This window comes from Chryseobacterium carnipullorum (assembly GCF_003815695.1).
Lineage (GTDB): Bacteria > Bacteroidota > Bacteroidia > Flavobacteriales > Weeksellaceae > Chryseobacterium > Chryseobacterium carnipullorum.
Genome location: NZ_CP033920.1, coordinates 1,480,125 through 1,504,276, shown reverse-complemented (window position 1 = coordinate 1,504,276; position 24,152 = coordinate 1,480,125). Strand labels below are relative to the sequence as shown.

The 24,152-nt window shown below is 37.5% G+C and carries 23 protein-coding genes; 19 read left to right on the top strand and 4 right to left on the bottom strand.

Annotated features, from left to right (window positions below):
- Nucleotides 1-47: 47 nt before the first annotated feature.
- On the bottom strand, nucleotides 48-863 hold the full coding sequence (locus EG346_RS06950) for a hypothetical protein (protein WP_123877669.1): 816 nt from the start codon (nucleotides 861-863) through the stop codon (nucleotides 48-50).
- A gap of 623 nt (nucleotides 864-1,486) precedes the next feature.
- Here EG346_RS06950 and EG346_RS06945 point away from each other — a divergent pair.
- The 5 genes from EG346_RS06945 (at nucleotide 1,487) to EG346_RS06930 (ending at nucleotide 4,871) form a co-directional block, all read left to right on the top strand.
- Nucleotides 1,487-3,130, top strand: coding sequence for a tetratricopeptide repeat-containing sensor histidine kinase (locus EG346_RS06945; RefSeq protein WP_123877667.1), 1,644 nt, complete (start codon nucleotides 1,487-1,489; stop codon nucleotides 3,128-3,130).
- A 15-nt stretch (nucleotides 3,131-3,145) separates the two neighbouring features.
- Nucleotides 3,146-3,811 carry a response regulator gene (locus EG346_RS06940; RefSeq protein ID WP_073328696.1) on the top strand — a complete coding sequence of 222 codons (666 nt, stop codon included), beginning with the start codon at nucleotides 3,146-3,148 and terminating at the stop codon, nucleotides 3,809-3,811.
- Between the two features lie 128 nt (nucleotides 3,812-3,939).
- On the top strand, nucleotides 3,940-4,110 hold the full coding sequence (locus EG346_RS24765) for a hypothetical protein (protein ID WP_164466346.1): 171 nt from the start codon (nucleotides 3,940-3,942) through the stop codon (nucleotides 4,108-4,110).
- Nucleotides 4,111-4,177: 67 nt separating this feature from the next.
- Nucleotides 4,178-4,474: a hypothetical protein gene (locus EG346_RS06935; RefSeq protein WP_123877665.1), complete on the top strand. Its 297-nt coding sequence runs from the start codon at nucleotides 4,178-4,180 to the stop codon at nucleotides 4,472-4,474.
- 13 nt (nucleotides 4,475-4,487) lie between these two features.
- Complete coding sequence (locus EG346_RS06930) at nucleotides 4,488-4,871, top strand: DUF6232 family protein (protein ID WP_073328685.1); 384 nt, start codon at nucleotides 4,488-4,490, stop codon at nucleotides 4,869-4,871.
- A 65-nt stretch (nucleotides 4,872-4,936) separates the two neighbouring features.
- On the opposite strand, the gene EG346_RS06925 is transcribed toward EG346_RS06930, so the two are convergent.
- From EG346_RS06925 to EG346_RS06915, 3 genes are all read right to left on the bottom strand, one after another.
- A complete protein-coding gene (locus EG346_RS06925) occupies nucleotides 4,937-5,377 on the bottom strand; it encodes a GNAT family N-acetyltransferase (protein ID WP_123877663.1) in 441 nt (146 codons plus the stop codon).
- Nucleotides 5,377-6,000, bottom strand: coding sequence for a ribosome biogenesis GTP-binding protein YihA/YsxC (gene yihA, locus EG346_RS06920; RefSeq protein ID WP_073328680.1), 624 nt, complete (start codon nucleotides 5,998-6,000; stop codon nucleotides 5,377-5,379). Before yihA ends, EG346_RS06925 begins: the two co-directional genes overlap by 1 nt.
- A gap of 65 nt (nucleotides 6,001-6,065) precedes the next feature.
- Nucleotides 6,066-6,827, bottom strand: a complete 762-nt coding sequence (locus tag EG346_RS06915; RefSeq protein WP_073328678.1) for an alpha/beta fold hydrolase — start codon at nucleotides 6,825-6,827, stop codon at nucleotides 6,066-6,068.
- 272 nt (nucleotides 6,828-7,099) lie between these two features.
- Between EG346_RS06915 and mraZ the strand changes: the two genes are divergently transcribed.
- The 14 genes from mraZ to ftsZ all read left to right on the top strand — a co-directional run bounded on the left by mraZ (nucleotide 7,100) and on the right by ftsZ (nucleotide 24,089).
- Nucleotides 7,100-7,558 (top strand): division/cell wall cluster transcriptional repressor MraZ, encoded by a 459-nt coding sequence (gene mraZ / locus EG346_RS06910; protein ID WP_073328675.1) that lies wholly within the window; start codon nucleotides 7,100-7,102, stop codon nucleotides 7,556-7,558.
- Between the two features lie 43 nt (nucleotides 7,559-7,601).
- Nucleotides 7,602-8,495 (top strand): 16S rRNA (cytosine(1402)-N(4))-methyltransferase RsmH, encoded by an 894-nt coding sequence (rsmH, locus tag EG346_RS06905; protein WP_123877661.1) that lies wholly within the window; start codon nucleotides 7,602-7,604, stop codon nucleotides 8,493-8,495.
- A gap of 93 nt (nucleotides 8,496-8,588) precedes the next feature.
- Nucleotides 8,589-8,954 (top strand): FtsL-like putative cell division protein, encoded by a 366-nt coding sequence (locus tag EG346_RS06900; protein ID WP_034701184.1) that lies wholly within the window; start codon nucleotides 8,589-8,591, stop codon nucleotides 8,952-8,954.
- The gene (locus tag EG346_RS06895; protein ID WP_073328670.1) at nucleotides 8,938-10,929 is read left to right on the top strand and encodes a penicillin-binding transpeptidase domain-containing protein; all 1,992 of its coding nucleotides are present in this window, start codon (nucleotides 8,938-8,940) and stop codon (nucleotides 10,927-10,929) included. Before EG346_RS06900 ends, EG346_RS06895 begins: the two co-directional genes overlap by 17 nt.
- Before the next feature lie 65 nt (nucleotides 10,930-10,994).
- Nucleotides 10,995-12,455 (top strand): UDP-N-acetylmuramoyl-L-alanyl-D-glutamate--2,6-diaminopimelate ligase, encoded by a 1,461-nt coding sequence (locus EG346_RS06890; protein ID WP_123877659.1) that lies wholly within the window; start codon nucleotides 10,995-10,997, stop codon nucleotides 12,453-12,455.
- Nucleotides 12,456-12,502: 47 nt separating this feature from the next.
- Nucleotides 12,503-12,883, top strand: coding sequence for a four helix bundle protein (locus EG346_RS06885; RefSeq protein WP_228423597.1), 381 nt, complete (start codon nucleotides 12,503-12,505; stop codon nucleotides 12,881-12,883).
- Nucleotides 12,884-12,923: 40 nt separating this feature from the next.
- Complete coding sequence (gene mraY, locus EG346_RS06880) at nucleotides 12,924-14,165, top strand: phospho-N-acetylmuramoyl-pentapeptide-transferase (protein ID WP_073328665.1); 1,242 nt, start codon at nucleotides 12,924-12,926, stop codon at nucleotides 14,163-14,165.
- Nucleotides 14,166-14,252: 87 nt separating this feature from the next.
- Nucleotides 14,253-15,578, top strand: a complete 1,326-nt coding sequence (murD, locus tag EG346_RS06875) for a UDP-N-acetylmuramoyl-L-alanine--D-glutamate ligase (protein WP_123877656.1) — start codon at nucleotides 14,253-14,255, stop codon at nucleotides 15,576-15,578.
- 70 nt (nucleotides 15,579-15,648) lie between these two features.
- Nucleotides 15,649-16,887 (top strand): FtsW/RodA/SpoVE family cell cycle protein, encoded by a 1,239-nt coding sequence (locus tag EG346_RS06870; RefSeq protein ID WP_073328660.1) that lies wholly within the window; start codon nucleotides 15,649-15,651, stop codon nucleotides 16,885-16,887.
- A 67-nt stretch (nucleotides 16,888-16,954) separates the two neighbouring features.
- On the top strand, nucleotides 16,955-18,064 hold the full coding sequence (gene murG / locus EG346_RS06865; RefSeq protein WP_123877654.1) for an undecaprenyldiphospho-muramoylpentapeptide beta-N-acetylglucosaminyltransferase: 1,110 nt from the start codon (nucleotides 16,955-16,957) through the stop codon (nucleotides 18,062-18,064).
- A 61-nt stretch (nucleotides 18,065-18,125) separates the two neighbouring features.
- On the top strand, nucleotides 18,126-19,502 hold the full coding sequence (gene murC, locus EG346_RS06860; protein ID WP_123877652.1) for a UDP-N-acetylmuramate--L-alanine ligase: 1,377 nt from the start codon (nucleotides 18,126-18,128) through the stop codon (nucleotides 19,500-19,502).
- Nucleotides 19,503-19,579: 77 nt separating this feature from the next.
- Nucleotides 19,580-20,545, top strand: coding sequence for a cell division protein FtsQ/DivIB (locus EG346_RS06855; protein WP_123877650.1), 966 nt, complete (start codon nucleotides 19,580-19,582; stop codon nucleotides 20,543-20,545).
- 114 nt (nucleotides 20,546-20,659) lie between these two features.
- Nucleotides 20,660-22,045 carry a cell division protein FtsA gene (gene ftsA / locus EG346_RS06850; RefSeq protein ID WP_123877648.1) on the top strand — a complete coding sequence of 462 codons (1,386 nt, stop codon included), beginning with the start codon at nucleotides 20,660-20,662 and terminating at the stop codon, nucleotides 22,043-22,045.
- 121 nt (nucleotides 22,046-22,166) lie between these two features.
- Complete coding sequence (gene ftsZ, locus EG346_RS06845) at nucleotides 22,167-24,089, top strand: cell division protein FtsZ (protein ID WP_073328648.1); 1,923 nt, start codon at nucleotides 22,167-22,169, stop codon at nucleotides 24,087-24,089.
- Nucleotides 24,090-24,152: the final 63 nt, after the last annotated feature.

Genomic DNA, 24,152 nt, shown 5'->3' with positions numbered 1-24,152 from the left:
ATAAAAGCGAATATCTAGTGGATGTTCGCTTTTTTTGTGTGTCTAAATTATTCTTCAACCTCTACCGAGTCTTTTGGCTTCCCTGCGTATTTATAAATAATCGTAGAGGTTGATTTTCTCAATTCCCTTCCATTTTCAGGATCTACTCCATCATCTGTAAAAAATTCAACATTTCCATAGAACTTTGAATACCAGGTTCTACCAAGAGCATTAGCATCTGTCAAAGTATCTTTTCTTTTGATCTTTCTAAAATGCAGAAACATATGCTCGTTCATAGCCTTTACTTCAAGTCCAGGTTTAATAAAGCTGCTATCCGTAGCAATATATCTTTCCCCATCCCAATACATATATTTTTTATCTGTAGCCGCTTGTAAACCAGACATAAAGCTTGATGGGAACGAAGAGCCATTAGATATCTTCTTATTATTAGAGAAAACCACATTTCCTGTGACAAGACATAAAAGCAATACTATCTCCATGATCCCTAAGCCATTCTGTTTCATAAACTGAGGCATTTCAAGAATAGGCTTATTGATAATAGTGATTACAATTTTAGAGATTGCTTGTTGAATACTATATTCAACTGTTCTCCATTCAGAACAGTAATGTTGAAAGGTATCAAACCCTAAATATCGACTTAGATTATCTAAAACCGATCTTTTTATATTATAGTCCTCATCTTGTTCAACTATTGCCTTGTAATAATTTTCAAAAGATTTATAACTCAATGGCTCAAAATCATCTTTTAAAATTTGTTCAAGATGCAGGAGAATTCCATTAAATGATGTTTCAGTAGCTTCATTTGAAGCCTTCTCATAGACATCTTCTAATAATTTCTTTTTCTGGGGTAAAAATTTTGACATACTAAATAAATTAGGTCGAAAATACTCTGTCTAACACTAAAAACATTACGGTTTTCCGTACAAAACTTTCCAAAAACTTTCCAAAAACTTTCTAACCCCCGCTCCCTCTTTCGTCGTTAATTTGCCATAGAAATCAGTGAAAAACAAAACATTACAAAAACAAAAATACGAAACTGATTTTAAAAAACACCAGATAAAACGGAGGAAAACTCCGGGTTGGGAAGCAGATGTTTCTCCTCCGTTTTTGAAGGTTCACTTCCCAAAAATTTAGAAGCGCTTCAAATTTTTTATTCGTGTAGCCCTACCCGTGATCGGTTTCACTGGCAACTACAGAAATGCTCAAATTTTAAATTTTAAGAAGATGATCGAGATTATATTGATGCTATTAGGTTTAGCATTCTCAAATAATAACGCCAACACGGCAACATGTAGTAACAATCAAGGACAAGCAACAGCACAGCTAATAGGTAGCCCTGGAGAAGGTTTAGATCCGGGAGATGGAGGTCCAATTGGAGGAAATACGGGCCAACTCCCACCGCCTCCATCCAATAACCCTTAATATTCAGTAAAAGAGCGGATTGTATAAATCTGCTCTTTTTCTTATTTTGCGGGAAAAACTTATCATGAAAATATTCTTCTCTCTATTATTACTAATCACCTTATTTTCCTGTAGAAGGGAAAGCAGCATAGAAAGTAGTCATAAAAATTTTAATTATGAGAAAGCAAAGCAATTCCGTACTGCAAATAAATCTGATTCAGCATTCTATTATTATAATTTGGCAAAAAGTGATTACACTTCTACCAATGATTCATTAGGTGCTGCAAAATCTTTAGTCAATATGGCAATGCTCCAAAATGGTTCCGGTGATTTCTATGGAAGTATTGAATCTTCGCTGGAAGCAAATAGTTTGCTAAAAAATGAAAAAGACAGCACTACGAGAAGTACTTTAGCTATAAATTATAATAATATGGCTATGGCATCTAACTCTCTTAAAGAATATGAAAAAGCTTATGAGCTATTTAAAAAAGCGTTAAAGTACGTTGATAATAAGGAGGGTGAATATTTATGCTATAATAATATTTCAGATGTATTAATAAGCCAAAAAAATATAAAACTGGCCAAAAAATATCTACAAAAAGCAATACTGGTGAAGGACAGTAATAATTATTCGAGAGCTTTAAATAATTTTGCCAAAGCAAAATATCTAGATGATAAAAATTACGATCCACTGCCAGAATTATATAAGGCATTGGCAATTAGAGAAACACAACAAGACAATTGGGGGAAAAATGCCAGTTATGCAACATTATCTGATTACTTTGCAGAAAAAGATAAAATAAAAGCACTTTTTTTTGCAGAAAAGATGTTACAAACGGCTTCCAATATTAAAAGCCCTGATGATAAAAAAGAAGCTTTGTTGAGAATTATTTATTTAGACCCTATTAATTATTTAGATAACTTTCAAAAATTTAATAATGTTAATGATAGCATTCAAACAGCAAGAAACAAAGCAAAAAATCAATTTGCTCTTATTAGGTTTGATGTTGAGAAAATGAAAACTGATATTGCAGAGGGACGAAACCAATTGTTGATTAAGAATGTTCTTGTTGCCGCTCTAATTATAGCAATCATTATAATTATCGTATGGTACTGGAGAAGGCAAAAAAGATTAAAAAAAGAAAACGAATTAAAAATAAAAAGTGATCAGTTAAGGATTTCCAAAAAAGTCCACGACGTCGTAGCCAACGGCATCTATCAAGTGATGACCAAAATAGAAAATCAGGAACATTTTGATAAAGAAGAAGCCTTAGACGAGCTGGAGTTTGTTTACGAGAAATCCAGAGACATTTCCTACGAAAAACATGATGTTGAACATGATACAAAGGACAATAAAGATAGAATATCCAACCTTATTGCCTCTTTTAAAAATGATACAACCGATACTTATATTGTAGGAAATGAAAGCGAAATCTGGAACGGTATTTCTCAATCATCCTTTGAAGATATCTATCAAATCATCCGCGAGTTGATGGTTAATATGAAAAAACACAGCCAGGCGTCGCGTGTTATTTTTAAATTTGAAAGAACTGATAACCTTGTCAAAATACAGTATACAGACGACGGAATCGGAATTCCGGGAGATTTGATCTACAAAAATGGCCTCACCAATACGGGAACCCGTATTGCCGCTATCTGTGGAGAAATTATTTTTGACAATAAATCCGAAAAAGGACTGAAGATTACAATTTCATTTCCTGTTTCTTAAAAAAAGACCTAAAGAATGTTCAAAAAAATTTTAATAGCCGAAGACCACGAAAGCAGCAGTATTTCTGTACAAAAAACATTGGAAGATCTCAATATCTCCCATGCTGATTATGTGTATTACTGTGATGATGCAGTCGCTAAAGTAAAAAAGTCCATTCGCGAGAATGACCACTATGATTTATTGATCACCGATCTCTCTTTCGAAGAGGATCACCGCGAACAAACCATCAAAGAAGGAAAGGACCTGATCCTTGAAGTACGGGAGCTCATCCCCTCTGTCAAAGTGATTGTTTTTTCCGGAGAACATAAATCAGGAGTGATAGACTCTCTTTTTAACGACTATAAGATCAATGGATTTGTGCGCAAAGCCCGAAATGATTCCAAAGATCTCAAAAAAGCAATCGCTTCCGTATACGTCAATGAAAACTACCTCTCACTTGACCTTAAACAGGAAGTGAAAAAGCTTAACAGCTATGAGTTTACGTCGTATGACATTACACTCGTTTCCCTTCTTTCTCAGGGAGTATTACAAAAAAATATCCCCACCTATCTTCAGAATAACAATATCAAGCCTAATAGCCTGAGCAGTGTTGAGAAAAGACTGAACAATCTAAAAGAAAACCTCAATGTAGCAAGTAATGAACAGCTGGTTGCCTTCTGCAAAGACCTGGGAATTATTTAATCTTGTTTTTACATAGGATATACAACCTTTCAAATTCTTGGAAGGTTTTTTCTTTTTACGGATTCCCATAAGGATCAGAATTATAAGCTTTATATTTTTGAAATGTTAAACCAATAAAAAAATTTAGCATGGTAAAAAAACCACTAGGAACAAAAGCAAGGACAGGAGAAAAATGTCCTGAATCAGGAGTATGGAAAGTTGTTGGAAATCCATCCACAACAGCACCAATTTCTGAAGGTAATACAATGCCTCCTTACAGCGGTAATGCTGTTACATGGGAGTTAATTCAGTACGCCTAAACTCTACCCAGCGATCATTAGGCTGATCGCTGGATTTAAATTGACAAGTTAAAAAATTACAATTATCATGAAAAAACTACTATTCACAGTCCTCTTGGCAACAGGTTTACTCCTTCCGGCAAGCTTCACGGCAACAGTAAATAGGACTGCTTCCAAAACAGAAGTATCATCTAAAAAACAAAAGAAAAAATCTAAAAAGAACAAAAGCAGCTCCAGCTCCAAAAGATCAAAATCCTATGCTCAGAACAGAGGATGTACTTATAATGGAAATCAACTCTACGTTGGTTCAAGAGGAGGGTGCTATTATTATACAGGAAGCAGTAAACAATATGTAGACAGATCATACTGTTCCGGCTGTAACTAAATAACTCAAGACTATGGAAAACTTACAATCAACAGGCGAAACAACATTTTATAAAGATATAAATGTTATCGTTACACAATCTCGATATGTAACCCAGTCAAAGACCTATGCAATGAGAAATATATCTTCTGTACATGTTTTTGAAATCATTAAAAGTAGAAGATTTCCTTTAATACTGATCGTTATAGGTATTTTATTACTTTTCTCAGGTGATACCAGAATCGTTGGGACGATCTTCGCAGTAATAGGTGCTGTAATTCTATTTTTAACAAAGAATGAATATGCAGTAAGGATCAGTACAAATTCCGGAGAAGCCAATAGTATTATTTCTAAAGATAAAATTTATATTCAAAAGATTGTAAATGCCTTAAATCAAGCAATTATACATAGAGGCTAAACAAATTCTAAAAAAACTAAAACACTCATCATATATAGAAAAAGCGAAGATTTCTCTTCGCTTTTTTATTTTCTGATCATTTCCGTGTGGGGAATATCATCTTCCAGATATTTTTTCCCGGTATCTATAAATCCGAATTCGGAATAAAATCTTAATAAATAATCCTGTGCTGAAATCTTAATTTCAGAAGTGTGGAAACGGTTTTCTATCGTTTCTACAGCATATCTGATCAGTTGCCTTCCGATATTTTTTCCTCTCGCCTGTTCTGTGGTAAGTACTCTTCCGAAAGAAGTTTCCTCATATTTGACTCCTTTATCAAACACACGGCAGTAAGCAAGAATCTGCCCGTCTTCTTCAGCCCAGATATGAATTCCTTTCTGGTCGTAATTATCAAGGTCAGGATAAGGACAGTTCTGTTCGATCACAAAAACATCAATCCGGGCCTTTAAAATGGCATACAGCTCAGGAACCGTAAACTCATCAAAGGTTTTAATTTTCCAGATCATTATTCCTCAAAACTTACACTATTATTTTTCAAAAATTCATTCGTGGTCTGGATGAAATTCAGGATCTCATCACCCCCGGTTTTCTTTTCCGCAGAAGTCACATACAATTCAGGCAGGTCAGCCCACGTTTTATGCAATTCATTTTTATAATTTTCTACATTTTGAAGGGTAACATTAGGCTTCAGCTTATCTGCCTTAGTGAAAACAATCGAAAATGGAATTCCACTTTCTCCGCACCACTGGATAAATTCCAGATCTATCTTTTGTGGCGTATGTCTTGAATCCACCAAAACAAAAAGATTCACCAGATTTCTTCTGTTCAGAATATAATTGGTGATCAGTTTTTCAAAATCCTTTCTGATCGATTTTGAAACCTTTGCATATCCATAACCCGGTAAATCCGTCAGATACCAGTTTTCATTCACTAAAAAATGATTGATCAGCTGAGTTTTCCCTGGAGTTCCTGAAGTTTTTGCCAAGTCCTTGTGATTCATCATTGCATTGATCAATGAGGATTTTCCAACATTCGACCTTCCGATAAAAGCATACTCAGGCATCGTAGGTTCAGGACATTCCTGCCATTTCCCACTACTTTTTACAAATTCTGCCGTTTTTATAACCATTTTTGACTATTTTTTAGAAAAACAAACCACTAAGAAAAGCTCTTAATGGTTTATTATTATTTGTTTTAAACTTTATCTTTTAACCAGCTGTACAGAATTTCATTGAATTCGTCCGGCTTTTCCATCATCGCAGCATGTCCGCATTTCTCGATCCAGAAAAGATCTGAATTTGGAATAAACTTGTTCATATCTTCAGCTACTTCAGGAGGCGTTACGTTATCCTGTCTTCCCCAGATAAGACACGTTGGTGTGGTAATCTTAGGAAGGTCATGCAACATATTGTGTTTGATAGCGCTTCTTGCCAACATGACGGTTTTTATTCCTTTCATCCTATCATTTACTACAGAAAAAACCTCGTCTACAAGGGCTTCTGTCGCAATAGCAGGATCATAGAAAACCTCTTCTGTCTTCTTCCTTATATAAGAACGGTCATTTTTTCTAGGAAAACTATCTCCGAAAGTTCTTTCATACAACCCCGAGCTCCCCGTTAAAACAAGATTCTTAACCAGGTCAGGTCTTGCTAAAGTCATGATCAATCCTACATGTCCACCCATGGAATTTCCAACGATGGTTACAGGTTCAGTCATATGACTCTCGATAAACTTGATAATATATTTTGCTAGAGTAGTAAGATTAGTATTGAGTACCGGCAGATCGTAGATAGGCAACTGAGGAACATATACCTTGAACCCCCTTTCCGAAAAAAAATCTACCATCTTATCGAAATTACTCAAACCACCCATTAAACCGTGCAACAGCACCAATGGATGTCCTTCTCCCGCCTCTATAAAAGTATATTTCTTTTCTTTTTTTGTACTAAATATCATAAAATGCCTTAATAAAGCTCTGCAAAAATACAAATTAAACCTCAAAAAATTTTTGATTACCCTAATTTAAAGTAAAAATAATATAATATCATCCTTTTTCTTTACTTTTTTCAAAACCTCTTTGCTATGGCCTAAATAACACTTTTTACAATCTACAATATATCAAACACTTACCCCTTTTAAATTCAATCTTTGATAAAACTTATTAACATTAAGTCAAAAAGTGGGAAAAAGTGGGAAATTTTGGAAATTATTATATAAATTTGTCCCAAATGAAAAGTTTCATTGGAACATATGAGTGTAAAATTGACGACAAAGGCCGGTTAAAAGTTCCCTCCTCCCTGATCAATCAGATGGAAAACTTCGACGATAAGGCATTTGTAGTCAAGAGATCTGTGTTCCAACCTTGCCTCGAGGTCTATCCCATGAATGCATGGGACAAACTGATGGGCAAAATAAATAAACTAAACAGATTCATTAAAAAGAATGCTGATTTCATTCGAATGTTTACGGCAGGTGTAAAAACAGTAGAGCTGGACAATGCAGGAAGACTTCAGATCTCAAAAGATCTGGTTCATTTTGCAAACCTTCAGAAAGACACTGTTATTACAAGCGCAGGAGAGCTTTTTGAAATTTGGGACAAAGAAGCCTATGAAAAGGTGATTTCTACCAATGAAGCTGATTTTGCCAGCCTTGCTGAAGATGTGATGGGCTCTTTAGATGAAGAATAAACCGCGCTTGCTGTAAAAAGCAAGGTAAAAAACACAATTAAGTATGTACCACAACCCCGTTTTATTGAAGCAGAGCGTTGATGATTTGGTGACGAATCCTGACGGAATATACGTGGACTGCACTTTTGGAGGAGGAGGCCACTCAAGAGAAATCCTAAGCAGGCTTTCAGAGAAAGGAAAACTTTTCAGTTTTGACCAGGATCTGGATGCCCTTAAAAATACCATTGAGGATCCCAGATTTACGCTGGTTAATCAGAATTTCAGATTTCTGGAAAATGCTATGCTGATGTATGGTATTTCTCAGTTTGACGGTGTACTGGCAGACCTTGGTGTTTCATCTCACCAGTTTGATGAAGCAGAAAGAGGCTTTTCCACAAGAAACAATGCACCTCTGGACATGAGAATGAACGTCATGCAGACTCTTGATGCCAAAAAAGTGATTAATGAATATGAAGAAACGGAACTTGCCGATATATTTTATTACTACGGTGAATTGAGAGAAGCAAGAAAACTTGCTAGAGATATTGTTCATCACAGAAAAACAAAAAGCATCAACACTACTGAGGATCTGAAAAAGCTTTTCAGCTACCTTCCGCCTCATAAAGTGAATAAATTCTATGCCCAGCTTTTTCAGGCCATAAGAATAGAGGTTAATCAGGAACTTGAAGCCTTGAAAGAAATGCTGGTTCAGGCTTACAATGTCTTAAAACCGGAAGGAAGACTTGTTGTGATTTCTTACCATTCATTAGAAGACCGATTGGTCAAAAGATTCCTGAAAAACGGAATGTTCGAAGGAGAGCAGCAAAGAGACATCTACGGAAATTATAAGAAAGTATTTGAACTCCTTAAAAGTAAAGCCATCATCCCCGATGATAAGGAGATTGAAGAAAATTCAAGAGCAAGAAGTGCTAAGATGAGAACAGGAATAAAAGTGTAGAAGTGAATGGTGAATAGCCAATCGTGAATTTGAAACTTATAAACAATTGACGAAAGAAGTGAATTCACTGTAAACAAATTGACATAAATAACTTTGGCAAAAAGAACAACAAACCGCCCTCAGAAGAAGCTCACTTTTATAGACATTATAAAAGGAAACTTTCTAAACCGTGATGAGATCAAAACTCATTACAAATATTTTTTATTGTTGTTCATTCTCATGATGGCGATGATCTATAGCAATCATCTCGTCAACAAGAAAATTAAAATTGTCAATGCTTTAAAAGAAGAAACAGAAGAATACAAATCGAGAAATGCTTACGCCCAGAGTAAGCTGATCAAAGTAAAAATGGAATCGCAACTGGGGAAGGAAGTAGCAAAGGACTCACTGATGACTTTGGAAAACCATCCTCATAAACTGCTAATAAAACTAGACAGTACAGATGCAAAAACAAAATGAATACGATAGCAAACGTAAAAAAACGTTAAGGTGGGGCTACCTCTTCGCAGTAGGAGTCCTGTGCGTATTTGTGCTGTTTCTTACCAGAATAGTAGTCTTGCAAAACACTAATGTTCAGGAGATTAAAGACGATTACATTAATAAAAACTATCGCGAAGCTACTTTAAAGGCTGCCCGTGGAAACCTTTTCGCATCAGACGGATCTATACTGGCTACTACCGTAATGCGCTATGACATCTATCTTGATTTCAAAACAATGAAGGATACGATCTACAGCAACAACATTGGTGCGCTGACCGATTCTCTAAGCAAAATGTTCGGAAAATCCAGAGGAGAATTCAGAAAGAAATTTGACGAACAGAAGAAAAAGAAAAACCAGTACTATACTTTAGTTAAAGGTCTTGATTTTGACGAATACGACAGAATAAGAAACTTTCCCATTTTTAAAAGAGGAAAAAACAAAGGAGGTTTTATCGTAGACCGAAATTATAAGCGGGAACTCGCTACTTCAGAGATCGGAGCAGGAACCATAGGCATGGATAATGGCGAAGTTAGAGCCGGCCTCGAAGGTGCCTTTTCAAAATATCTTACCGGAACCGACGGAAAAAGATTGGAACAAAGAATCAACTCCTCACAATGGAAACCGATCGATTACTGGAAAGTAAAAGAACCGGTAGACGGGGAAGACGTCTACACCACCTTAGACCTTAGAATTCAGGACATTGCACACTCTGCTCTAGAAAAGCAACTCATCACTTATGAAGCAAAACACGGAACCGTGATTGTCATGGAAGTGGAAACAGGAAAGGTTCGGGCATTGGTTAATTTAAGAAAAAATGAAGATGGCGATTACGAAGATTCTTACAATTATGCCATAAAAGATAATATCGAGCCGGGGTCTACCTTTAAAACCATTTCACTCCTGGCAGCAATGGACGACGGTTTTATTGACGAAAATACGACCGTAAATGTTGGGAACGGAGTCTGGACTTATGCCAAACAAAGAATTTCAGACGGTCATGGTGGAGGAACGTATGATATTAGTGATGTTTTGGCGAAATCAAGCAATGTAGGAACGGCTAAGCTCATCACAAAATATTATGCAGAAAAACCACAGATTTTTCTTGACCATCTGAAAAGATGGAAATTGTTTGATAAAATGGATATCGAACTTCCCGGAATTACAAAACCGAAGATCGTAACCCCACAGAACAAGAGATGGAACGCAGCCACCTTAGCTTCTATTTCTTACGGATACTCATCAAACATCAACCTGTTACAGTTAACAACCTTCTATAATGGGGTTGCTAACGGCGGTAAAATGCTTAAACCTCTATTCATCGATAAGATCATGAAAGACGGAAAAGTAATGTACAGCGCAAAACCGGAAGTGATCGTCAATAAAATGGCCTCAGAAAAAGCCATTAAAATGATGACCAGCGCACTGACCAAAGCCGTAGAAAAAGGAACAGGACGAAGCATCTTTACCCCCAACCTGAAAATGGCGGGAAAGACTGGAACGGCAAGATTTGAATACTGGCTTCCTGGTCCCATGAAGTACAGGGCTTCTTTCGCAGGATTCTATCCGGCTGATAACCCAAAATATACCTGTTATGTGATGATCAGTGAGCCCAATACCGCGAAAAGCTTTTATGGAGGAACCGTTTCAGCACCGGTGTTTAAAGAGATTGCAGGAAAAACATTCCTGAAAACACCTCAGAATATTGAAAAAGAAATGCTTGTAGACAGAAAGGTAAACCTCAATAAATTGATTGAACCTAATGTAAAAATAGCCGTCAATAATAAGCAAATGCCAAGCGTAGTCGGAATGATCGGTAAGAACATCATCCCCCAACTGGAAAACTTAGGATATAGAGTCGATTTTAAAGGAGTTGGCAGGATCAAAGAACAATTCCCGCTGGAAGGCACCATCATCAGCAAGAACCAGAGAATTTATTTGTCTCTGCAAAATTAAAATAGAAAACCAAGTCCCGAAGGGACGATTTAATAACGGATAGGATGAAATCCTATTGATAAAAAATGATAATAACAGAATTATTAAAAAGAATCCCAGTTTTAGAAATTCACGGCGATGACGCCCGTGAGGTTTCAGAATTGGTTTTCGACAGCAGAAAGATTACGGAAAACTCACTCTACGTTGCAGTGAGAGGAACCGTTGCAGACGGACATTCATACATTGCATCATCTGTTGAAAAAGGTGCAAAAGCAGTAGTGTGCGAGGAATTCCCTGAAACAATGGATGGAAATGTAACCTACATAAAGGTGAAAGATTCATCTAAGACTTTGGGACATCTGGCATCCAACTTTTACGGAAACCCATCTCAGAAACTTAAATTGATAGGCGTTACCGGAACCAATGGAAAAACATCAGTATCTACCCTTCTTTTTGATGTATTCCAAAATTTAGGTTATGATTCAGCATTGCTTTCCACAGTGGAAATCAGAATTGCAGATGAAATTATTCCAGCTACACATACCACTCCGGATGTGATTACCATCAATAAAATTTTAGCCCAGGCGGTTGAAAAAGGTTGTGAATTCGCTTTTATGGAAGTAAGCTCCCATGGAATTGCGCAGAACAGAATTGAAGGCCTGCATTTTAAAATCGCAGGATTCACCAACCTTACCCACGATCACCTGGATTATCATAAAACATTCGATGAATATCTGAAAACGAAAAAAAGATTTTTCGATGGACTTGAAGACAATGCCGTAGCCATAACAAATGTGGATGACAAAAACGGAATGGTCATGCTTCAGAATACCAAGGCAAAGAAAAAATCTTATGCCCTGAAAACGATGGCAGATTACCACGGAAAATCTTTAGAAATTGACTTCAACGGGATGCTGTTGAATTTCAACGGAAAAGAATTCTGGACGACATTAACGGGAAGGTTCAATGTTTATAATCTACTGCTGGTTTTCGGAATTGCATCAGAACTAGGTTTTGAGCAGGACGAAATTTTACAGGCGATCAGTAAGCTAAAAAGAGTCTCAGGAAGATTTGAAACCTTCAAATCTGATGGCGGAATATTCTTTATCGTAGATTATGCACACACTCCGGATGCTTTAGAAAACATTCTGGACAGCATCAATGATATCAGAACCAAAAACGAAAGACTGATTACAGTTTTCGGATGCGGAGGAGATAGAGATCACTCCAAAAGACCTGAAATGGGAAATATTGCCACCAGAAAATCTACACTGGCAATCATCACTTCAGACAATCCGAGAACGGAAGATCCCGCACAGATCATCAAAGAAATTGAAGCCGGTGTTGAATCTCAGAATTTCAGCAAATACACTTCAATTCCGGACAGAAGAGAAGCCATCAAAATGGCGATCAAGTTTGCAGAGCCAAAAGATATTGTTTTAGTAGCCGGAAAAGGACATGAAACCTATCAGGACATGAATGGTGTGAAACATCACTTTGACGACAAAGAAACGATCATCGAACTTTGGAAGTTAATGAGTAAATAAAAAAGTAAGATTGAAAAATTCAATTCATTTAAAGATTTAAAAATTTGATGATGGCTAAAAATTTTGAAAATTTTCCGGTTTATATCAAGAGTTTAGATCTTATTGAAAAAGTTTATCAGTTTATCAGAAGCGAAAATTTAGAAAAAGAATTTGAATTTAATAACCAAATAAAAAGAGCCGGATTTTCAATATCCAACAATATTGCTGAAGGCTCAGAATATAATAATAACAGACAATTTATTAAATATTTAAAAATTGCAAAAGGCAGTTGTGCCGAAGTTAGAAGTATGATGATTGTAAGTAAAAGATTAAAATTAGGAGATGAAAATAAAGCAGAGGAAATCATTAATCTTTCACGGGAAGTTTCTTCTAATATTTCAAACTTTATTAAGTATTTAAGTGAAAATATGGAGAAACCCCATCTTTAAATCTTTAAATAAATTAAATTTTTAAATTAAAAAAAAGGACATGCTATACTATCTATACGAATATCTAACCAGTCAGGGAATCCACATACCGGGATTGGGAATGCTGAAATACATTTCTTTCCGTGCAGGAATAGCCGTGCTGTTTTCTCTTGTCATTGCCCTGGTTTACGGAAAAAGGATTATCAATTACCTGAGAGCAAAACAAATGGGTGAGCTGGTGCGTGATCTTGGATTAGACGGACAAAAGCAGAAAGAAGGAACTCCTACCATGGGTGGACTGATCATTATCATTGCCACCATCATTCCGGTGCTGCTCTTTACAAGGATCACCAATGTCTACATCGTTCTGCTGCTGGTTTCCATGATATGGATGGGCGCTATAGGTTTCGTAGATGATTATTTAAAGAAAATAAAGAAGAATAAAGACGGGCTGAGCGGAAAATTTAAAATTGTAGGCCAGGTCGGATTAGGGCTAATTGTCGGAGTAACAATGTATTTCCACCCTGACATTACGGTTAAAAGAAAATATGCAGATGCAAAAGTGGTGAACAGAAACAATGTAGAACAGAACTTCATGCCCACAGAGAAGATCACTGTTTCTACCGTTCCGTTTGCCAAAAACAATGAGTTCGATTACAGTGGAATTTTATTTTGGATGAATGATAAAGATGCCCATGAGTGGGCATGGATTGTCTTTATCCCAATCGTTATTTTCATCGTGACAGCCGTTTCAAACGGAGCTAATATCACAGACGGAATCGATGGGCTCGCTGCAGGAACCAGTGCCATTATACTGCTTACCCTGGCGCTGTTCGCCTACCTTTCCGGGAACATTATTTTTGCGGATTACCTCAATATCATGTTCCTTCCGAATATGGGGGAAACCACCATTTTTGCGGTCGCCATGGTAGGTGCCGTGATCGGTTTCTTCTGGTACAATACCTATCCAGCCCAGGTTTTTATGGGCGATACGGGAAGTTTAATGCTTGGAGGAGTGATTGCTGTTTTAGCCATCATTCTAAGAAAAGAACTTTTGATTCCTGTTTTATGCGGAATCTTTCTGATTGAAAACGTATCGGTAATGCTACAGGTCGTTGTTTTCAAATACAGAAAAAGAAAATACGGGCTGGAATACGCTCAGAATAATAGATTTTTTAGAATGTCCCCATTACACCACCACTATCAGAAAGGAGGTTTTCACGAAAGCAAAATCGTGAACAGAATGATCATCATCGGTGTAGTGCTGGCTATTGTATGCCTGATCACATTAAAAATGAGATAAAACTTTGTGTAAAGTATCAAGTATTAAAACAAAAAAACCAAATTACATTAATACATTTTACATTATACATTTTACAAAAGAATAAATATGAAAATAGTTGTTTTAGGAGGTGGAGAGAGCGGATGCGGAGCTGCCTATTTAGCGAAAAAACAAGGTCTGGAGGTTTTTCTTTCAGACAAGGGAGCTATTAAGGATAACTATAAGCAGTTTTTAGCCGAAAATGAAATTGAGTTTGAAGAAGGAAACCACAACGAAGAAAGAATTTTAGAGGCCGAATGGATCGTGAAAAGCCCGGGAATTCCCAAAAAGGCAGACATCATCCATAAAATTCATGAAAAAGGAATCAGAATTTCCTCTGAAATTGAATTTGCTTCAGAATTTACCGATGCCAAAATCATCGCGATCACAGGAAGCAACGGAAAAACAACAACAACTTCCCTGATCTACCACATCCTGAAAAATGACGGACTGAATGTAGGATTGGGAGGAAATATAGGATACAGCTTTGCCAAACAGGTGGCTGACGAGAATCATGAGTATTATGTTTTGGAAGTAAGTTCTTTCCAGCTGGATGATATTCAGAACTTCAGACCTTACATTTCCCTGTTGTTGAACCTTTCTCAGGATCATCTTGATCAGTACAATTACAATTATGAAGAATATGCTTTAGCTAAATTCAGAATTGCTGAAAATCAGGAAAATGATAATTTCTTCATCTACAACAAAGATGATGAAATGAGCAAAAATATCCTTGAAAAGCTTGAAATAAAAGCGAAGATGATTCCCTTCTCTACAAAAGAAAAATTGACTGAAGGTGGTTTCATTGATGGTGATCAGATCGTCGTAAAAATGAAAGATGAGTTTTCCATGAAGATCGATAAGCTTTCCATTCTTGGAAATCACAACATTGCCAATAGCTTAGCGGCTTCAATAGCAGGTAAAATACTGGAAATCAACAATGAAAGCATCAGAAATTCTCTGATGACATTCCAGGCGGTAGAGCACAGACTCGAATTCGTGACAGAAACCGATGGTGTAAAATACATCAACGACAGCAAAGCAACGAATGTAAACGCTACCTACTATGCCTTAGAAAGCATGAAAAATCCAACGGTTTGGATCGTAGGAGGATTAGATAAAGGAAACGACTATTCAGAGATTGAGGATCTCGTGAAAAGAAAAGTAAAAGCCATTGTTTGCTTGGGAATAGACAATTCAAAGATCATAGATTTCTTTAAAGACAAAAAAGAATTCATTTATGATACTTCAAGCATGGAAGAAGCCGTGAAAATATCAAAGTCACTGGCCAAAAACGGAGATACCGTTTTACTATCCCCATGCTGCGCAAGTTTTGACCTGTTCAAAAGCTATGAAGACAGAGGAAAACAGTTTAAAGAGCAAGTATTAAAGTAAATGTAAAAAGTAAAATGTCGGATGTAAAAAGTACATTGTACAACATACATTTTACGTGAATACAAAAAATATGGACGAACAGAACACAGATAACAGAATTGAATTGCTAAAGGGCGATAAAGTACTTTGGATGGTCATCCTTGTGATCTCCATTTTCTCTATTTTCCCTGTATATTCTGCAAGTTCAAATCTGGAATATATTGTTAATAACGGGACCACTACCGGTCACGTTATCAAACACATGTTCTTTGTGGTCTTAGGTTTGGTCATCATGAGAGTTGTAGGAATGGTCAAATACGAGTATATCGGAAAGCTCAGCAGTATTCTGCTCGGTTTAATGATTGTCTTGCTTGTAGTCACCATGTTTACGGGACAGACGATTGATGGAGCCAGTGCTTCAAGATGGCTGAAAATTCCCGGGACCCCTATCTCATTCCAGCCGTCCTCATTTGCCTTTTTAATGCTGATCATTTATCTCTGCAGATATCTGACCAAGAAAATAACACGGGAAAGACTTCCTATTGAAAACATTATGTACATCTTCGGGCCCATCCTGCTGGTGTTTGTTTTGGTAGCGAAGGATAATGGCTCAACAGCCCTGATGATCCTGATGGTTTCTGTCATTGTTCTGATCATAGGACAGCTTCACTGGAAATACATCGCAGGATTTATCTCTTCCTCTTTTGTAGCCATTGTTTTCTTCCTGATTGTCGCATTAAACACCAATCTGATAGGCGGCAACCGTGTTCATACATGGATGAGCCGTATTGAAACATTTACCTCCAGCAAAGCAAAATCAACGGATGTAGATGACGAAAGCGTAAAAGCTAAAAACTACCAGGTCATGCAGGCAAAAGCCGCCATTGTTCACGGTGGAATTACCGGAATGGGACCTGGGAAAAGTGCATTAAAACAAATGCTTCCGCAATCCGCCTCCGACTTTATTTTTGCAGTGATTGTAGAAGAATATGGGCTTATTGGTGCTGCATTTCTGATCTGTCTCTATCTTATTATGATGATCAGAATTGTGATGATTGCCAGTAAAATGCCCGCCTTTTTCGGCTCGCTCCTCGTACTCAGTCTCGGGGTGATGATCTTTATACAGCTTGCGGTGAATATTGCAGTAGCGGTCAATCTGATCCCGGTAACAGGACAGCCACTGCCATTGATAAGTTACGGAGGAACCTCCATGCTGGTCACTTACCTCCAGCTTGGAATTATTTTAAATATAAGCTCAAGGATACAGATATACGATGAAGAAGGAATGGGCAAAAAACAGAGTATAGCAGAAATTAATGATATCGCCTAAAGAGTCCCAACGGGACGATTTAACAAAATAGGACGCAGTCCTATCAAAATATCAACATAAAAATAAAATGAACCAAAAACTAAAAGTAGTATTATCAGGCGGCGGAACAGGAGGACATATCTTCCCGGCTATCGCCATTGCAGACGAAATCAAAAAAAGATTTCCTGATACCGAATTTTTGTTCATTGGTGCCAACGGAAAAATGGAAATGGAAAAAGTTCCGCAGGCAGGTTATAAAATTGAAGGAATCGATATTGCCGGAATCGACAGAGGAAATATGCTTTCGAATTTAGGACTGCCTTTCAAAATTTTGAAAAGTTTATCTAAATCGAAAAAGATTATTAGAAATTTCTCTCCGGATTTTGCAGTAGGGACAGGAGGTTTTGCAAGCGGACCCGCTTTGTATGAAGCAAGCAAAATGGGAATTCCCATCTTTATTCAGGAGCAGAATGCCCATGCAGGAGTGACCAATAAAATTTTGAGTAAAAAGGCAAAAGCCGTTTTCACAGCCTATCCGAAAGTAGAAGGCTTTCCTTCTGAAAAAATAAAATTCCTGGGGAACCCTATTCGTGAGAATATCATCACAGGAATGACAGAAACAGCACAGGCGAAAGAAAAAATGGGATTAAGTAAAGATAAACTTACCATTCTTTCCGTAGGCGGTTCATTAGGTTCCAGAACATTAAACAATGCGTGGAGATCTCATCTAAACGAACTTGTAAAAAAAGATTATCAGCTGATCTGGCAGACAGGAAAGCTTGATTATAAAGATATAGTAAAGGAAACAAAAGACACTGAAAGCAGAAACATTCAGATCCATGAATTCATCAAAGACATGGAAACGGCCTACTCCGCAGCAGACATCATTGTTTCAAGAGCAGGGGCGATTGCCATTTCAGAGCTGGCAGTAGCAAAGAAACCTGTTCTTCTGGTACCCTTTCCGTTTGCGGCAGAAGATCACCAGACTAAAAATGCCATGAATCTGGTTGAAAAAAATGCAGCCAGAATGGTAAAAGACTCTGAAATGCAGGAAAAATTCTGGAATACACTGGAAGAGATCTGCAGCAGTGAAAGTTTAAGAAATGAAATGTCTCATAACCTCGAATATTTTGCCAAACCTAATGCGGCGAAAGAGATTGTAGATGAGATATTTAAAACTGTAAAAAGTCCAGTGTAGAATGTATTAACGACAAAAACATACATCAATACATTGTACATCATACATTAATACAAAAAGAATGAACATTTTAGACACATATCAAAATTATTACTTCGTAGGAATCGGAGGTATTGGAATGAGTGCATTAGCACGTTATTTCCATGCTTCGGGCAAAAAAGTGCTGGGGTATGATAAAACCAATACCAAGCTTACCACCCTCCTGATGCAAGAAGGAATTGATATTGTTTTTGAAGATCATATTGACGAAAAAATAACCACACTTCAAAAAGAAAATACGCTGGTCATCTATACACCTGCCATTAAAACTTTGGGAATTTTAGATTATTTCAATCAAAATCAGTTTGAAGTTTTAAAAAGGGCGAAGGTTTTAGGTCTTATTACAGAAAACACAGACTGTATTGCCGTCGCAGGAACCCATGGGAAAACAACAACTTCTACATTGGTTTCTCACCTTTGCAAAGAGGCCGATCTTCCATTTTCATGCTTTTTGGGAGGGATTTCTGAAAATTTTAAATCAAACTTCCTGTACAATGGAACAGAATATTCCGTAGTAGAAGCAGATGAATACGACAGAAGCTTCCTGAGCCTTTCTCCGGACTGGGCTGTGGTAACTTCCACCGATGCAGACCATCTGGATATTTATGGCGATAAAAGCCATATTGAAGAAGGTTTCAAGCAATTTGCAGCTCTTGTTCCGAATGACCAACAGTTATTCGTAAGAAAAGGATTGGATATCGGCAGAGCACATCAGACCTATGCCGTCAATGAAGAAGCAGATTACTATTCAGACAACCTGCGTATGGATCATGATAAAATCTATTTTGATTTCCATACTCCTTCTGAAACCGTCAAAGATTTTGTGTGGGAAATTCCGGGAATCCATAATGTAGAAAATGCAACGGCAGCTTTGGCTATTCTTCACAATTTAGGCGTAGATTTTGAAACACTGAAAAAGGCTATTGCCAATTTTAAAGGAATTAAAAGAAGATATACCAAACATATTTATCCAAACGGTAAAATTTATATCGATGACTATGCCCATCACCCAACAGAAATCAATGCGGTTGTGAGCTCTATCAGAACATTTTACCCTGATAAAAAACTCTTGGTGGTCTTTCAGCCCCATCTTTTCAGCAGAACAAGAGATTTTGCTGATGGATTTGCAGAAAGCCTGAGCCAATCGGATGAGCTTATCCTTCTCGACATTTATCCTGCAAGAGAACTTCAGGAAAATTTTGAAGGAATAACGTCTGACTGGTTATTGGAAAAGGTGACTTTAGAGAAAAAAGAGAAATCTGAACTATCCGGTGCTTTTGAAAAAATAAAAGAAAAAGATTTTGACATCCTTCTTACCGTAGGCGCAGGAAATATTGACACCCTGTATGATCCTATTTGTGAGTGGATAAATTCTTCTGTACAAAGTAAAATGTATTAATGTATAGAGAGACCATTTAATAAAGTAACTAATTAAAATACAATAGTACACTGTACTTTTTACATTGTACAAAAATTATGAAAAATAAATACAGAATATTAAAAATTGCTGTCACAGTGATCATCCTCGGATTACTGCTGAGTTTCTCATTGAAGAGATTCAGCGGCCAGAAGATTACGGACAATAAGATTTCTGTAAAAATGAATGAAAAAACTCCGGTCTATTTCATTGATGAAAAAGATATCCGGGAAATTGTAAAAAAAGAAAACCCTTCCGGAAAAGTGGGAGACCTGAATATTCCCGTACTTGAAAAGAAAATTAATTCTCTTCCTGCGGTAGACAGTGCCAATGTCTATTTGAACCTGAACGGAAAACTCTATCTGGATATCAAACAGAGAGTCCCTGTATTCAGATTAAATAAAGACGGCAGAGACTTTTATGTGGATGAAAAAGGAACTGAATTTCCTATTTCCAGGACCTATTCTCACCCATGTATGCTGGTAACCGGAGATGTAAAACCGGATGAATATGAAAAACTGGCAGAACTGGTTGAAAAAATTGATAAAGATGATTTCAGCAAAAAGTTTTTTATAGGAATTTCAAAAAGCAAAGGCGATTATAATCTTCTGACCAGTGATGGAAATTATAAGGTGGAAATAGGAGATCTAGACAATATAGAGTTTAAGGTAAAAGGTTTAAAAACTTTTGTAGAAAAATATCTGGTATTCCAGGACCCCCAAAAGTACAGCATGGTCTCTGTAAAATACCAGAACCAGATTGTAACCACTTTAAATCCTTATTTCAAAGAAAACGACAGTATTCTGAAAGCAGGAAATCTGGAACTGGCAAAGGCCCCGTTGCTGACCGCAGCCAAAAAACCGGAAGCCATGCCTAAAGTGGCAGAAACTAAAAAAGCAAAAGCCCCTTCTGTAAAACCGAAGGAAAAAATAAAACCAAAAACGACCGCCAAACCAAAGGAAACTAAAAAAACAGAGAAAAAGCCCGCAGCTGCAAAGCCTAAAGCAAAAGTAAAAATAGAATAACAAAGAGTCCCAAAGGGACAATTTAGCATATAATTGGATAACATCCAGTTTGATTAAAAAAACGGGACACGTTCCCTGACATGAAAAAGTAGAAAAAAATCAAATCGACATAAAATGGAAAATCAAGAGTATTCAGTAGGTCTGGACATCGGGACAACGAAAATTGTCGCGATAGTCGGAAGGAGGAATGCACACGGGAAGATAGAAATTCTCGGGGTCGGGAAGGCCAAAAGTCTTGGAGTTCATAAAGGGATTGTGAATAATATTTCACAAACCATTAATTCAATCAAGGCCGCCGTTTCTGAAGCACAATCCAGCGCAGGAGTTCCCATCCGTAAAGTTACGGTAGGTATTGCAGGAAAACACATCCGTTCTCTGCAGCATTCCGACTATATTATGCGTGAGCATCCGGACAAATTTATTACGGACGACGACATCGAAGCACTGAAAGATCAGGTAAAAAAGCTGGTCATGCTTCCCGGAGAGGAAATCATCCATGTCCTTCCCCAGGAATATAAAGTGGATTCCGAAGGCGAAATACAGGAACCCGTTGGAATGCATGGAAAACGCTTAGAGGCCAATTTTCACGTGGTAGTAGGTCAAATGGGCAGCATCCGAAACATCGCAAGATGTGTAAGAGAAGCAGGCCTTGAAATGGAAGCCCTTACGCTTGAACCTCTGGCATCTTCAGAAGCCGTACTGACCAAAGAAGAAAAAGAAGCCGGCGTTGCTATTGTAGATATAGGAGGCGGGACTACAGATATTGCTATCTTCAAAGACAATATCATTCGCCATACCTGCGTAATCCCTTACGGAGGCGGTATTATTACGGAAGATATCAAAGAAGGATGTTCCATCATTGAGAAACACGCAGAACAACTGAAAGTAAAATTCGGTTCTGCTGTTCCGGAATTGGAAAAAGACAGTACATTTGTTACCATTCCTGGACTTCACGGAAGACCGGACAAGGAAATTTCTCTTAAAACCCTGGCACAGATCATCAATGCCAGAGTAGAAGAAATTCTGGAAATGGTTAACACCGAATTAAAAGCCTACGGAGCATTTGAACAAAAGAAAAAGCTGATCGCAGGGATTGTCCTTACAGGAGGCGGATCCAACTTGAAACACCTTCGTCAGCTGGCCAATTATACCACAGGTTTTGACAGCAGAATTGGTTTTGCCAATGAATATATTGCCAACGATAAAAACCAGTACCTGAAAGGTCCGGAATTTGCTACTTCAATCGGCTTGCTGATGGAGAGTTTAAAGATTCGGGACAAAAAGCAGGGGGCTGAAGCTGAAGAGCTCGTAGAAGAAGAAATTGCTAAAGCAGAAACCGCTGAAGTACAGACAGAAACAGTTCAGCCAATTCAGCCGACAGCTATAGTTCAGGAGCAACAGGCCGTTGTTACCCAGCAGCAGGAAAACAGAAGAGCGAAGCTCACGTTCGGGCAGTCGCTTATGGAAAAAGTAAAAAAATTCTTTGAAGAAGTAGAGTAAAAATATAAATGATAGAAGATTATTGATAATTGATAAATAAAAAGCAGACCGCTTATTGCATCGAGCCCTTTATCACTCATCAATTATCATTCATCAATCGTCAATTATAAAAAGCATAGTTATGGAAAATATAGATACACAAGGATTTTCATTTGATTTGCCAAAAGGAAATTCATCCATTATAAAAGTAATCGGTGTAGGAGGCGGTGGAAACAACGCATTGAAGCACATGTACGAAAAAGGAATTTACGGAGTAGATTTCGTGGTCTGTAATACAGATGCCCAGACTTTAGATAATAACCCCGTTGCCAATAAAGTACAGCTTGGTACCACCATTACTGAAGGATTGGGGGCAGGAGCAGATCCTGAAGTAGGAGAAAAATCGGCTATTGAAAGCATCGAAGACATCAAAGCGTGCATGGGCCAGAATACCAAGATGGTATTCATCACAGCCGGAATGGGCGGTGGTACAGGTACCGGAGCAGCTCCGGTCATTGCCAAGGTAGCTAAAGATATGGGAATTCTGACGGTAGGTATTGTTACCGTTCCTTTCAGCTTTGAAGGTAAAAGAAGACTTGAACAAGCCGAGATTGGTCTTGAAAAACTAAGAAATAATGTTGACTCACTGATTGTGATCAATAACGATAAACTGAGACAGCAATTCGGAAACCTTGGATTTAAACAGGGATTCTCAAAAGCCGATGAAGTTTTAACCAATGCCGCCAAAGGAATGGCAGAAGTTATTACCGGTTATTTTGATGTAAACATTGACTTTAGAGATGCTAAATCTGTACTTCAGAACTCTGGGACAGCCCTGATGTCTACAGGAATTGCCTCTGGAGAAAACAAAGCCGAAGAAGCAGTTAAAAAGGCACTGGATTCTCCGTTGTTGAATGACAACAAGATCACCGGTGCTAAAAACGTTCTTCTATTGATCAGAAGTGGTGCTGAAGAAGTAACCATGGATGAGATCGGGGTTATTATGGACCACATCCAGAAAGAAGCAGGAAATACCGCAGATATTATTTTCGGAGTCGGTGCTGATGAAGAATTAGGAGATTCTGTAAGCGTTCTTGTCATCGCTACAGGTTTTTCAAACGACAGCAAAAGATTTGCGGGTCCTACTGAGAAGATCAGAATCAGTCTGAATGACAGTTTTGATGCTCCAAAAACCTCTCCTTTTAAAACAAGAGAAGAAAGAGAAACAACTTCTGAAACAAACCGTGAATTCGGCGGAAAGCACACATTCAGACTGGATGATGAGGACAGCGATGCTCCGCAATTCGGGATGAAGTCTTCTGAAAAAAAAATGATTATTGAGGAAGAGCAGATTAAAACAGAAATAAAATTCTTTGATAAAGAACAAGATACGCCTAACAACGCTTCTCGTGACTGGAGAAATGAAGAAGAACAGGAAGAAGAGTCTTACAGCTTATTCTCTTATGATGAAGAAGGAGAAGATCCAAATGATCTGGAAATTGAATCTTTCAAATTTGACTTTGATTCCAGAAAAGACGATACTCCATCTTCACCGGCTACGAATGCTTTCTCAAACGAAAAACCTGTTGAGTTCAGTTTCTTTGTCAACAATCAGCCTTCATCCAACGAGCCTAAAACAGATTACGGACAGCCCAAAGCAGAGTTTACCGCTCCTGCCGGTGCAGTAACTGAAATTCCTGTTCAGGCAGCTGAAGCCATCTTCCAGACAAGATATGAAGAACCAAAAGCTGAAACAAAGCCTGCTTTTGAAGAAAAAACAGAAATTCAAACGCCAAAATCTGCAGAATCAGAATTCACTTTTGTGAATAAAGCAGTTGATCAGGAAAGAATTGTGGAGAGAAGAAATAAATTAAAAGAATTCAACTCACGCTACCAAAGTTTCGACAGTACCAGCGAATTCGAATCTGTTCCGGCTTTCAAAAGAAAGAATATCTCTATCGACGGAAACAACGCATCAGACCAGAATATCAACACCTATCTGTCTGACAACAATGGATCTATGCAGGTAAGAGAAAACAGATTTTTAAATAAAGATGTTGACTAAATAATGTAACAATGTATCAATTTAACAGTGTAACAATTGCTTGTTCAAATTGGTACATTGATA